Annotated in this window: 10 protein-coding genes; 6 read left to right on the top strand and 4 right to left on the bottom strand. The window is 52.9% G+C overall.

Annotated elements, in window-relative coordinates; translation table 11 throughout:
- Nucleotides 1–304 (top strand): hypothetical protein (locus K355_RS25960; protein ID WP_028791739.1); only part of this gene is annotated, 304 nt, incomplete at its 5' end.
- Nucleotides 305–675: 371 nt separating this feature from the next.
- Nucleotides 676–1,122, top strand: coding sequence for a hypothetical protein (locus K355_RS0118260; RefSeq protein WP_245562971.1), 447 nt, complete (start codon nucleotides 676–678; stop codon nucleotides 1,120–1,122).
- Between the two features lie 90 nt (nucleotides 1,123–1,212).
- Here the strand turns inward: K355_RS0118260 and upp are convergent, their stop codons facing one another.
- Nucleotides 1,213–1,863 carry a uracil phosphoribosyltransferase gene (gene upp, locus K355_RS0118255; RefSeq protein ID WP_022733600.1) on the bottom strand — a complete coding sequence of 217 codons (651 nt, stop codon included), beginning with the start codon at nucleotides 1,861–1,863 and terminating at the stop codon, nucleotides 1,213–1,215.
- A gap of 283 nt (nucleotides 1,864–2,146) precedes the next feature.
- Nucleotides 2,147–3,238: an SPOR domain-containing protein gene (locus tag K355_RS0118250; RefSeq protein ID WP_022733599.1), complete on the bottom strand. Its 1,092-nt coding sequence runs from the start codon at nucleotides 3,236–3,238 to the stop codon at nucleotides 2,147–2,149.
- A 686-nt stretch (nucleotides 3,239–3,924) separates the two neighbouring features.
- Between K355_RS0118250 and K355_RS0118245 the strand changes: the two genes are divergently transcribed.
- On the top strand, nucleotides 3,925–6,240 hold the full coding sequence (locus tag K355_RS0118245) for a methyl-accepting chemotaxis protein (RefSeq protein WP_022733598.1): 2,316 nt from the start codon (nucleotides 3,925–3,927) through the stop codon (nucleotides 6,238–6,240).
- Between the two features lie 104 nt (nucleotides 6,241–6,344).
- Here K355_RS0118245 and pepN read toward each other — a convergent pair whose 3' ends face one another.
- Nucleotides 6,345–8,984, bottom strand: a complete 2,640-nt coding sequence (pepN, locus tag K355_RS0118240; protein WP_022733597.1) for an aminopeptidase N — start codon at nucleotides 8,982–8,984, stop codon at nucleotides 6,345–6,347.
- Nucleotides 8,985–9,401: 417 nt separating this feature from the next.
- Here pepN and K355_RS0118235 point away from each other — a divergent pair, with 417 nt between their 5' ends.
- Nucleotides 9,402–10,073, top strand: coding sequence for a response regulator (locus K355_RS0118235; RefSeq protein WP_022733596.1), 672 nt, complete (start codon nucleotides 9,402–9,404; stop codon nucleotides 10,071–10,073).
- 36 nt (nucleotides 10,074–10,109) lie between these two features.
- Here K355_RS0118235 and K355_RS0118230 read toward each other — a convergent pair whose 3' ends face one another.
- On the bottom strand, nucleotides 10,110–10,688 hold the full coding sequence (locus K355_RS0118230) for a TetR/AcrR family transcriptional regulator (RefSeq protein ID WP_022733595.1): 579 nt from the start codon (nucleotides 10,686–10,688) through the stop codon (nucleotides 10,110–10,112).
- A 110-nt stretch (nucleotides 10,689–10,798) separates the two neighbouring features.
- On the opposite strand from K355_RS0118230, the gene K355_RS0118225 reads away from it, so the two are divergent.
- Both K355_RS0118225 and K355_RS0118220 read left to right on the top strand, forming a co-directional pair.
- Nucleotides 10,799–11,599: a YdhR family protein gene (locus K355_RS0118225; RefSeq protein WP_022733594.1), complete on the top strand. Its 801-nt coding sequence runs from the start codon at nucleotides 10,799–10,801 to the stop codon at nucleotides 11,597–11,599.
- Between the two features lie 212 nt (nucleotides 11,600–11,811).
- Nucleotides 11,812–12,954, top strand: coding sequence for an AI-2E family transporter (locus K355_RS0118220; RefSeq protein WP_022733593.1), 1,143 nt, complete (start codon nucleotides 11,812–11,814; stop codon nucleotides 12,952–12,954).
- Nucleotides 12,955–13,099 lie beyond the last annotated feature (145 nt).

Raw genomic sequence — 13,099 nt, 5'->3', positions numbered from 1 at the left:
GATCCGTCGTCTCCAGGATGCACAGACTAACGCCATAACGCTGCCCGCGCATCCCTTCCTACTGATCAACAATGTCAAAGAACTCAAAGGCCGAAACCTTAAACCGTTTAACCCGCGTCGCCAATCTCGTCAGCGCCGCGCCTCGTCGGTGGAGGCGGGTTATAGGGCCCTATCCGCTACCTGTAAATACCTTTTTAAGGAAAAAATGGATTTAATCGTGTTTTTATCACAATTCGTTTATTTTCAACACCATAGCCTTTTCACCCTCCCCAACCACAACCATGCACATACATCCATGCTGTGACCAAGAGTTGAAAAATCACGCTATAGCCTTGTTAAAACCCAATATCATCGATTTGGACCTGCGGCAAAAAAGACAATCTGCGAATTGTGATTCTTTTTAGAACAGCAAAAATACCGGCGATTTGCCAACAAGGTCTGTCGTATGACAGATGGTGGGGCTATGGATTTGAGTGAACTCTGGCCCCGCAGAACCCGTCGTCCTGATAGGCTATATATAAAGGTATTGCGCATCTCACGTAGGGCAGGCACAAAACAGGTGCCACAAACTGGTGTAAAAAGCGAATATGTGAACCTTTCCTTTACATTATCGCCCGATGATAGGGCCAGATATCCATGCCCTTAACAAGATGGGCATCAGGGGACCGAGGGAAGATGATGAGACTGCGACAATATCTTATGTGTGCTGCTGCGATTGCAGGACTTTCACTGGCCGGGTGTTCTGGTACCAGTCTTATACCCAACACATCGTCAGGAAGCGGTAGTGACGGCAAAGGTGGACAGCCTGTCCCGTCATTTACGCAATTCACCGACATTCCGATGCCGTCCAATTCATCGCTGGATATGGACAGAAGCATTATCTTTGGCGCATCCGACGCATGGCACGGACGCCTTGTGCTGAATTCTGGCGGCACTCAGGCGCAGATGTATGATTTCTACGAACGCGAAATGCCTAATTTTGGCTGGAGCAAAGTGACCGTCGTACGCGCCGATATTTCCGTCATGGTGTATGACCGTGAAAACCGCGTTGCGACGATCAAACTTAGCGGAAGTTCCTTTAGCGGATCGACTGTGGATGTGACGGTATCGCCGAAAGGCTGATGACGTCCCCAAATACAAAATAGAAAAAGGGTGCCGTCTGGCACCCTTTTTTAATGGTCGTTTTTCGATCGCGTCGTCGTATTGCAGAGACTAGCGCGTTCCGAACAAACGGTCGCCCGCATCGCCGAGCCCTGGCACGATGTAAGCTTTTTCATTCAGCTTCTCATCAAGGCCCGCGGTATAGATCGGTACATCAGGATGCGCATCCTGGAAGACTTTGACCCCTTCGGGGGCGGCAACCAGTGCCATAAAGCGGATGTCCTTGTCCGCTACACCGTATTTATTGAGCGTATCGATTGCTGCCACAGCCGAGTTCCCGGTCGCCAGCATCGGATCAACCAGAATAAAGGTGCGGCCTTCGACTTCGGGCAATTTCACCAGATATTCAACCGGCATATGGGTTTTGGGATCACGGTACAGACCAATGTGACCGATACGTGCAGACGGCATCAGTTCGATCAAGCCATCGGCCATGCCCGACCCCGCACGCAGGATCGGCACAACGGCAAGTTTGCGCCCCTGAATGGTCGGTGCCTTCATCGCGCAAATCGGCGTCTGGATTTCCTCATAGCTGACGGGCAGTTCGCGGGTAAGCTCGTAGCCCATCAACAGTGCAATTTCCTTGAGCAACTGCCGGAAGGTTTTGGTCGAGGTATCGACCTTGCGCATGTGCGTCAGCTTATGCTGGATCAGCGGGTGATCAAGAATATGAAGATTGGGGAAATCCTTGTGCGTGGTCATGTTCTGCCAGCCATCCTGTCTTGCGGCGCAGCAGCCAAAGAAACATTGCTGCCACCTGTAATGAGCTTATGGGCCTACCGCCTAAAGCCTTTGCCCAGTGATGGCAAGTAGAATGCCGCAAAAGAAACGCAAAAACAAACCCCATCCGGGCAAATTCACAAAATCGGACTAAGACGCGGGGGCAACAAACAAAGACGGGGCGATACATTGCTGTATCGCCCCGTGAAACCGGCTCGCTGTGATCGACAGCGACCTTTATATACTGACCAAAATTGGGATGGCCTTAGTTGACTTCGCGGTCATTGGGTTCCGCGCGTACCGGGAAACCATCAACGCCCTGATTCTTTTTGATCTTTGCCGCATCATCGCGTGCCTGTGCGAGATTGGCATATTTACCAACACGGACATAATACCATGCCCCCTCGCCCTCTGGACCGCGAATGACCACGACGACTTCGAGCCCGGTTTTGCGCAGCTCTTCGGCACGCTGACTGGCATTTTCATGCACTTTGAAGGCGCCGACCTGAACCGAGAACGGGGTCTCTTCGTTGGACGACGCCGCCGCGGGCTCGGATTGTTTTTCTGCTGGTTCCGAGGTCGCTGGCTCCGGGGTCGCCGGTGCTTTTTCGGCGGTATCCGTTTGCTGTGCGGCAGCGGGTTCTTGTTCCTCTGCGGCCGGGGCTTCGGCTTCTGCTGTTTCAGCAGGCTCTTCCGTTTCGCGAATTTCCGGCGCACTCAGAGCTTTTTTATCGGCCGGTTCGTCCAGATCCGGTGCAGCCGGTGTTTCCATCGGCTCTGATGCGGCATCCGCATTGTTTGAGGTCGTCTCATCCCCTTCGGGCGCATCTGGTACCGTTTGTGAGAGCGTATCGGTGCGTTCCGCGATCAGATCGCCAACGGGATCATTGCTTGTCGTATCTGTTTGCGCATTGCCTTGTGACGGAGCCGGTTCCATTTCAGGATCAGGCACCGGTTCGCTCATCACGGGCGCGTCCGGTTCGGTTGCCAGCATTTCAATCGGTGCCGGGTCTTTTTGTACAACGGTGTCGGTATCACTGGACTCCATGAACAGGCCTGCACCGACCAACATGCCAGCAAAGAACAATACCAGGCCCAGCATGCCAGCCCCGGTCACGAGGCCAAGGAGAGTTTTACGATCCATATCACCTATCCATGCATTGAAGTTTTGCCGATCGGCAAAGCGGTTGCCCTGTCCTTGCGCATCACCACGTCCGTCCCGGCCATAAATGAATGCAGGAAGTGGTGCATCCTTTTGCTCAGGCTCGGGTTTTTGTTCGGGTTCGGGCGTTTGCCCGGCATCCGGATTTGGGTCTGCCCGCAAATCGGGTTTGTTGGTCGGGTCCTCGCCAGCCATCCGCTTGGCCTTTCTTCACGACATTAAGGGTAAGGAGTTTTGTAACCGCCAGCCCGTTTATAAAACCCTAAAGCCGTTCAATCAGAGACATAAAGGCCGCAATTACGCGCAATTGCCGCAAAAAAGACGATGCCCGATGATGAGCATCAAAAGCCATCGTCGCTTTCAAACAGTATTAAAGACAGAATTTTGGATAAAAAAAGGGGGCTGGTATTTTCCCCGGCATTGTCCCGCACAATGATCCGGATACCAGCCCCTCGAGTGAGAGAGATCGACCTTCGGGGAGAGAGAGTCCCGAAGATAAACAGGTCATCAGCTACGCCATGTCAGTCTGATGACCGGGTCACAAACGGCATTGCCGTCTGCATTTGACGAAGACAGTCATAGAACATCGAAAAAGTAATTGCAAACGATTATCACACACATTCGCATATTTTTCTGAATATTTTCAATGCGCCCCATTGAAACCCTTCTTTGAAACGCCAACCAATGCGCGAAATTCACCCCAAAAACACACGAATTTCAGTTGCCACGCCCAGCAATTTCCGCACGGGACACCAAGTAAATGATTGTTTTCCGAATTAACCTCTGATTGGATCAGTAGAGCTACTCTTAAGAAGTAGGTCCGGCGGGAGTGAGACACCCAATCAAAACTAAAAACAAACGGTTTGCTCTGGAGTGTTTGAATGACGGGAGAAAAAGCCGCAAAGACGGCTATGACAGAAGGCAGCAATAGCCTTCTGACGTTACGGCGAATCTTGCTTGTAACGGGATTACTATTGTCAGGTGCTGTCACCTGGATGTTACTTTGGACTGGCGATACCTATCGCAATTTTGCCATAGAAACCTTGAACAATTCGGTCAGTGGCACAGTCAATTTCTTTGTCGGATCCCGCGTTGCACAGGATTACAGCAACAAGGTTACCCCCATTGTCAACGAATGGTCGCGACTAGGCAGCCTGGTCAAAAGCTTTCAGGAGAATGATCAGACCCGTATGAAGGCGGAGCTGAACATTCTGTCCAATGCCCGTCAGGTGGTGCAAGGCGAGCTCGATCTGATCGAAACGGTGGCCTATGACGAGAACTTCACCAAACTGGCAACATCGGATTCCGAACTTGGTGCCAGTATCACCGATGATCCAGCGGTTCTGGAATATCTGAAAAACCGCGAGAAGGCAGAAGCCCGTAAACCGGCGACCTATATGTGGTCAACACCGGACGGGCGCCCTGTGTTTAGTTTTATCCTGCCCGTGGGCGGTTTCCGCGCGGTTGGTTTTCTTGAAGTTGTTACCGATCCGCTGCCGACATTGGCGGGCATTGGCAAGGTGCTTGGTGGCAATTTCCGGATTTTTGATACTGATGGAACGCTTTTGTTTGAAAGCCTTGAAGATGGGCAAACAAGCGAAGGGGATGAACAAATTGCCGCTGCTGACGGTAGCGACGGGGCAGAACCCGGCAACACCGAGGCAACGCCCCCCGAGACCGCCAATACGCCAGACAGTGAAAATGCCAGCGCAACACAGCGTGCTGCGGTTGACATCCTGATTTCTGATGGGCGTGGCGGCACTTGGGCCAAGGCGACATTTGACCGCGACATTACGGATTTCTATTCCCAGACCAATGATCTGCGGATGATTTCGATTGAAATCCTGGTTGCGGTACTTGTGGTGGGCTGGCTTGCCGGGTGGGTCTTGTTGCGCACAACGGTATTTCGCAACTTGCGGGCCTTTGCCCGTGCCATGACATCCATCTCGAACGGCGATACCAATGTTGATCTGCCCAAAGTCGGGTCGGATGAAATTGGGGATATGAAAAAAGCCCTGATTGGTCTTCGCGAATCAGTACGACAAGCCATGATCTTGCAAAACATGGTGGAAAACACCCCCACCATGACAGCCCTGATCACACCTGCGGGCACTTTAAGTTATCTTAATGCCAGCGCGCAGGACTATGTTGGCGGAAACACCGATACGGTTTCGGGTGACTTCCTTAATCTTGGGGATGATTTCCAGACCAAGCTTTCGAACCCGGATAATCTGCCCTTTACCGAGGTCATGCAGAATGACCGCGATTACCTTGAACTTCTGGCAGCGCCGGTGCGCGACAAGGACAATGTCCTTTTGGGCACCATGCTGGCGTGGAACAAGGTAACTGAACGTGAAGAAAGCCGCATGGCGATCACGGAAATGATGGCCGAGGTTGCGCGCGTAGCCCAATCGGTGACGGAACAATCCGAAGGGTTGCTTGGCCTTGCCAGCGAACTGACAAGCCAGTCGGAAAATACCGTCGCGCAATCTGGTGGGGCACTTGATGTGTCGCGTGAAGCAGCCTCAAACACCCAGAATGTTGCCACAGCGGTCGAGGAACTTTCATCGTCGATTGCCGAGATCAACCGTCAGGCATCCGAAGCCTCCAACGTGACCAACCGGGCACAGCAGGAAGCCGAGGAAAGTCAGCGCAATATCGGCTCACTGGAAAAGGCCAGCTCGGAGATCGGATCGATTATTGATCTGATCAACGATGTTGCCCATCGCACCAAGCTTCTGTCGCTGAATGCGACAATCGAAGCCGAACGTGCCGGGCCACTTGGCAAGGGCTTTGCCGTGGTTGCCAACGAGGTAAAATCGCTTGCCGATCAAACCGCAAGTGCGACCGGAAAGATCGGCGAACTTACCGCCGCGATCCAGCAGGAAGTCCAGAAGGCCGCCCATTCCATCAGCACGGTTGGCGACGTTATTCATCAGGTCAATGACATCCAGTCAACCATCACCCAATCGGTGGATGAACAGCGGCGTGCAACTGGCGAGATTTCCGAAAATGTGCAGCGGATTGCTGCGGGTGCCGGATCAATGGATGAAATGATCCAGTTTGTGAATGACGGTGCGCAAAGCACGGGTAAAAATGCCCATGACCTCAACACCGCCAGCCATCAACTTTCGGAAATGGCGCGCAACCTGTCAGAACGGATGCGTGCCTTTAGCGAGCGGATGAAACTGACGTAATCTAATCCCGGCGTTCTCGCCAACACACTTAACGTAAAAAGGCGGCCCTGCAAGGAGCCGCCTTTTTTAAATGGAGATCGCAAAATCACCGTGCGGATAACGTTTTACGCTGCAGCGGATTTTGACGCGATTTCATACAAATCGCGCGAGATGTCTTCCTTGGCCAGAATACGCTGCAAGGCAGCCTTCATCATCTCGGCCCGGTCGTCATCATATTTCGCCCATTTGCCAAGCGGGGCACACAAACGTGCGGCGACCTGTGGATTGATGTCATCAAGTTCGATCAGACGATCTGTATAGAATTCGTAGCCCGAGCCATCCTTGGCATGGAAATGACGCGGGTTGCCCATGGCAAATGCGCCAATAAGCGACCGGACCTTATTGGGATTGCGCATGGTAAAGGCCGGATGGCCCATCAGATCCTTGACGCGCGCCAAGGTATCATCGCGCGATGACATCGCCTGAAGTGCAAACCATTTATCAAGAACAACACCGTCCTTGGCAAAGCGGGTTTCAAAATCAGCCAAGGCATCCGCCCGGCCCGGATGATCAAGATGGTTCAGCACCGAGAGTGCGGCCATCTGATCGGTCATGTTATCGGAGGCTTTATATTGGTCAGACGCCAGATCGGCAAAGCGGGTTTCACCAGATGCCACCAGATAGCCAAGAGCCGTTGCGCGCAAGGCACGTTGCCCGGCCGATAGTGCATCGGGGGTAAAGGCCGCGTTCGAGGCGTTTTGATGATAGGTATTTTCGAAATCATCCATCAGGGCCACGCCAATGCGTTTGCGCAGAGCGTTACGCACTTGATGAATGGCGTCAGGGTTGGCGGGTTTGCGTTGCTCGGAAATAAACTCCTCACCCGGCAAAACCAGCGCATCGGCACGAAATGCCTTATCAAGCCCGTCATTTAAAAGGGTCGCCTGCATCGCACCAATAAAGGCATCCACCGCAACCGCCACGTCATTCAAGGCCGCATCGGCATTGCCGTCATTTTCCTCAAAATTGGAAATAGCCGACAGCATCAGGCGGGTGGCGTATTTCTGCCCCGCTTCCCAGCGGTTAAACGCATCGGAATCGTTGCCCATCAGGAAGGCAAGTTCTGCGTCGGGCTGATCGGTCATGACATTGACCGGGGCCGAGAAACCACGATTGAACGACACGACCGGCTTTTCGGTCACACCGTCAAAGACGAATTCCTGGGTTGCTTGCGTCAATTCAACCGTTTTGGCCGCCAGATCATTGCCATCGGCACCAAGAAGCCCGATGGATACCGGCATATGCAGCGGTTTTTTATCGCCCTGGCCCGGGGTTGGGTCGGTTTTCTGGGTCAGGGTGATGCGGTATTGTTTGGCATCGGCGTCGTAGTCGCCTTCCCACCAAAGTTTCGGCGTGCCGGCCTGTGAATACCAAAGTTTGAGCTGGGTGAAATCGATGTCGTTGGCGTCTTCCATTGCCTTGGCGAAATCATCACAGGTCACGGCCTGCCCATCATGGCGATCAAAGTAAAGGTCAATGCCCTTACGATAGCCATCTGACCCCAGCAACGTATGCATCATGCGGATCAGTTCGGCCCCTTTTTCATAGACCGTGGCGGTATAGAAATTGTTGATTTCCATATAGCTGTCAGGGCGGACCGGATGGGCCAGCGGGCCACCGTCTTCGGGGAACTGGCGCGCACGCAACTGTGCAACATCCTTGATCCGTTGCACTGGGCGGGACCGTTGATCGGCCGAAAACTCCTGATCACGGAAAACGGTCAGGCCTTCTTTGAGCGACAATTGGAACCAGTCGCGACAGGTTACCCGGTTGCCCGACCAGTTGTGGAAGTATTCATGCGCAACAATGGATTCGATCAGTTCAAAATCCATGTCCGTCGCGGTATCTGGCTTGGCGAGAATGTATTTCGCGTTAAAGACGTTCAGGCTTTTGTTTTCCATCGCCCCCATGTTGAAGTCCGACACGGCGACGATGTTGAACAGATCAAGATCATATTCAAGACCATAGACCTCTTCGTCCCATTTCATGGAGCGTTTCAGGCTGTCCATGGCGAAGTCGCAGCGATCTTCGTTGCCATGTTCAACAAAGATACGCAGTGCGACATCGCGCCCGGAAACGGTTTTAAAGCTATCCTCGACACAAGCCAGGTCGCCTGCCACCAGTGCGAACAAATAGGACGGTTTGGGGAATGGATCTTCCCACACCGCGAAATGACGCCCGCCGTCGAGATCGCCGCTATCGATCAGGTTGCCGTTTGACAGCAACACCGGGCAGGATGATTTATCCGCATTGATGGTGACCTTGAAGGTTGCCATAACGTCGGGACGATCCGGGAAATAGGTAATGCGGCGGAAGCCTTCGGCCTCGCACTGGGTGCAAAAGGCACTTTGCGAAACGTACAGACCTTCAAGGCGCGTATTGTTGGCTGGTGAAATCTGGGTTTCGATTTCCGCGATGAAGGCTTCGCGGGGTGCGGTAAAACGCAGACCTTCCTGATCAACGGTGAAATCGCCCGATGCAAGACGGCGCTCATTGATGCTGACTGAAACAAGTTTCATGTCCTCGCCGTACAGGAAAACTTCATCGTCAACGCCGGTACCCCGCGCAGGATTCGCATGTATGAAAAGGCGCGATTTGACGTTTGTGACCTCTCGTTCCAGATCAAAGACCAGTTCGACCTTTTCTACAAAAAAGTCAGGTTCTTTATAGTCTTTACGCGAAATCACGTGGCGCTGATCAGACATTTTTGCGTCCTTTTTCCCTTGGTCTGCGCGGTATTGGAATGGATTGTATAAAATCCACTTTTTTGCACCGCGATGTGGTTTGTAAGAACTGAATTTCGTTCATTACCCTAAGTGATAGGATAAAATTCATTTTTCGACAAATGCGGAGTTTACGGCGCCGAATTTAGTATGCATAATCCCAAACGGTGGCGCGAGGGGGGCCGAAGTTTCACATTTCGTGGGGCGAGAGTGATCTTTGGTTTCCCTCACTCCTTCTGCCCGCCAGTGGCTGTGCAGACGGACGCAATCCGGGTCGCACCCAAGCCAATAATCAAACTATCCCAATCATATTCTCACCTTCTGTTTTGTGAGTCCGATTAATCGGGATAGAATAATTGCGACCTGATGGGGAAAAATCACTTCCAAGGGAAATCGCCAATGTCCGAAACGTTCCAGATTCTGATCGCAGATGATCACCCGCTTGTCCGGGGTGCTCTTAAACAAGCATTGTCAACAGAACTGGATAACGTGACATTGTATGAGGCTGGAAGCCTGTTTGAAGCCATCGAGCAGATCGAAGCCCACAAGGGCGACATCGATCTTGTACTTCTTGATCTTCATATGCCCGGCATGAACGGTTTTACTGGCCTGTTTACCCTGCGCGCGTCTTATCCCGATATTCCGATATCGATTGTTTCGGCCAGTCAGGACATGCCGGTTGTACGCCGGTCCATCGAATACGGGGCATCGGCGTTCGTTCCGAAATCCGCCCCAGTAGACCAGATTGGTCTTGCGGTCAAAACCGTTCTGGATGGTGGGATGTGGATGCCCGACTGGGCGCGCGATGCCATGGAAAATGGCCCTGCCGATGACGAAGCCACTAATCTGGCGGAAAAAATTGGCCAACTGACCCCGCAACAGCTTCGCGTTTTGAACATGCTGACCGAAGGCAAGCTGAATAAGCAAATTGCCTATGAGCTTGATGTCACCGAAGCCACGGTCAAGGCCCATGTATCGGCGATCCTGCGCAAACTTTCGGTCCATAGCCGTACACAGGCGGTAATTATTGCGCGTGAGTTGCAGCTTCAGGAACCGGCAATCGAGACGTAAGCGATTATCGCTAAACCTGATCTGATATCTCTGTCATCAAGCTTTCAAAAGCCCTGCTGCCGCGGCCTTGATCGCGACGGAGACGTCATCTATGGCGCTGTCGTCACTTAAGGCCCGCGCCATGGTCAGCCCGCCGATCAATATTCCCAGAAAAGACCACGCCTTGGCGCGCTGCTGTTGTGTGTCGAACTGCGGCAGTCCTTTGGCAATCAAGGTTGCGATGGTTTGCATTTTACGGTCGTAAAGGGCGCGTGTTTGCGCATCTGCGCGCATCATTTCCGGCGAAAGACTGGTCATCGCACAGCCACACGCCAGATCATCGCGATGCGCACGCCCGAGATAATACTCAATAAAGGCATCGGTCCAGCCATCGCCATAATCACGCTGAAACCGTGGGACACCATCGATCACTTCATCAAGTCCAAGATCAAGTGCGGCCCGAAACGCCCCGTCTTTTGACCCGAAATGGGCATAGAATGCACCGGACGTCGCATTGGCCGCCTTGGCAATGCCATCAACCCCCACCCCGGCAAACCCGTTTTCACGAAAACCGCGACTTGCGGCATCGAGCATGTTGCGGCGGGTTTCTTCCTTGCGCGTCTGGTTTTTAACCATAGGATCCTCAAAATATATCGGTCGTTATATTTTTAATTGACAACCATGCGATTGTCGATCATTCATTTATATAACGTTCGTTATATTTTTAACTTTACGGATCAACCCGAATGAAACCCGACGCCAAACATACCGTGGATTTACCCCCAACCCAGATTGACCGCCGTGAATTCTTGACCTTCGCGGCGGCCGGTTTGACCGCAACAGGCACAGGCCTTCTTATCCCGTCTTTGGCCGATGCCGGCCCCCTTTCACAGAAAACAGGAACCCATCCCATGTCACAAAAAGCTTTTGTCTATACCGAACTTCAAATCTCGGCCCCTTTTGATCAGGTGCCGTGGCAGCAGATCAACGAGACGATCAAAACCAAACCGGGATTTTTGAACAAAACATGGCTGTCGGGGGTCGGCAACAATTCGGCGGGGGGTATCTATGCCTTTGACTCAATCGAAAATGCGCAAGCATTCGTTACCGATGACTTCCCGGCCGAAGCCCGTAATTTCGGTGTCGCCCAGACCACCCGCATTTTTGACGCCACCGCAACCACTGAGGCCAGCATCGACATGAATTCAGTGCATTACGGCGCGTCCCCGACAACACTGCCCGCCGCATTTGTTTATACCGAGGTGCAGCTTCATGTTTTCCCGTTTGATAACGGACCATGGCGGGCGTTTAATCCGGTTTTAAAACAACAACCAGGGCTTTTGTCCAAAACCTGGCTGAGTGGCCTTCACACCGGGACGGTTGGCGGCTTCTATGCCTTTGACTCACTTGAAAACGCCCGGAAATTTGCCCTTGATTACTTCCCGAGTGAAGCCAAAACGTTGAACGCGGCCTTTTATACCCGCGTGTTTGACGCCCCGGTTACCGAGGCGGCAAGCCGTGACATGGCATCGCCCTTTTATGGCTGACTTCTGAAACCTTCTTGATCAAAATCGTTGGGCGCACCATGCATTTGATGGTGCGCCCTTGATCTATTTGCGCGATGCGGCACACTGATCTCTACTTACTTTGCCATCTGAGAACCCGATAGTGCGGAACATCCCCATCCGACAGGGCGTTAAACACGCGTAATGCTGCCGCTTGCAATTTTGCCCGGCAGGGACGAAGCGGAGCAAATTGCATGAGCGATCCAATCGCAGCGCAAGAAGACAGTCTGGATCAAACCAAAGCCAATGATGCCCGACAAGCGGCGCGCGCGCGCGCCTATCGCCGTGCGCGGACAATATCGGTGATCGGGACGTTTGGGGTTCTCTCGCTTGGCTGCATTTATATCGCGCAGGACCTTTTGTTTCCCATCACCCTTGCCTTTTTGCTGTCGCTGGTCTTTTCACCCGTGGTTCGGACATTCGCCCGGGTGCGTATTCCGCGTGTCCTGACGGCCTTTACGATTGTGCTGGGTTTAACTGCCACCGCCATTGCCGGGGTTTACGGGCTCAGCGGGCCGGTATCGGGCTGGATCGATGAAGCCCCGCAAATTGAACGGCAATTACGCTTGCGTCTGGCTGATCTTGGCGAACCACTTGATAAGCTTCGCGATGCGCAAAAACAGGTGTCAGAGGCCACCGACCAAAACAATGAGGGCGACAACGTTCAAAAAGTTGTCGTCGCCGAACCCAACCTGATCAGTCAGGCCGCCCAAGGCGCACCGGGCATTGCCACGGGTATTGCACTGATGCTTGTTTTATTGCTGTTTATCCTGTCGGGTGGGGATTTGGTTTATGAAAAAATGGTGCGCGCCCTTCCGACCTTTGGCGACCGGCGCAAGGGGTTGCGGATTGCCCATGACGTTGAACGCGAAGTATCGCGGTATCTTGCGACGATTTCGGCAATCAACATCATACTTGGCAGTGTCATTGGCACGCTCATGGCCGTGATCGGCATGCCCAACCCGTTCCTGTGGGGTGTTGCCGCCGCGGTTCTGAACTTTGTTCCGGTCCTTGGGGCGCTGTGCGGGGTGATGCTGGTGGGTGTTGTTGCATTGGTCTCGGTCCAAACCACGAGCGAGGCGTTACTCGCCCCTGCCCTGTATCTTGCCTGCACCGCCCTTGAGGGACAGCTGATCACACCCGCCCTTGTCGGCAACCGGCTTCGGATCAACTCCATCGCCGTCATTCTGGCGATTGCGTTTTGGGGTTGGCTTTGGGGCTTTGTCGGGGTGCTGGTTGCCGTGCCGCTTTTGATTGTCACCAGTGTCATTGCCAATCACGTCGAAGGACTGGGCGGACTTCGCGAACTTTTGAGCCCGCATGTGAAAGCACCTTGAAGGAGGACTAACACTCTTCTGAAACGCACAAGATAATTTCACACTCTACAACACACCCGATGAAATCAATACCGTTGCAAACCAAAAGTTAAACATTGAGAAATACTAATAAATTGATTAGTGCTATCACATAGTATAGCTACTC

Source organism: Thalassospira lucentensis MCCC 1A00383 = DSM 14000, from assembly GCF_000421265.1.
In the GTDB taxonomy this organism is placed as follows: domain Bacteria; phylum Pseudomonadota; class Alphaproteobacteria; order Rhodospirillales; family Thalassospiraceae; genus Thalassospira; species Thalassospira lucentensis.
The sequence above is the reverse complement of the archived record's forward strand: the minus strand, read 5'-3'. Positions and strand labels throughout refer to the sequence as shown.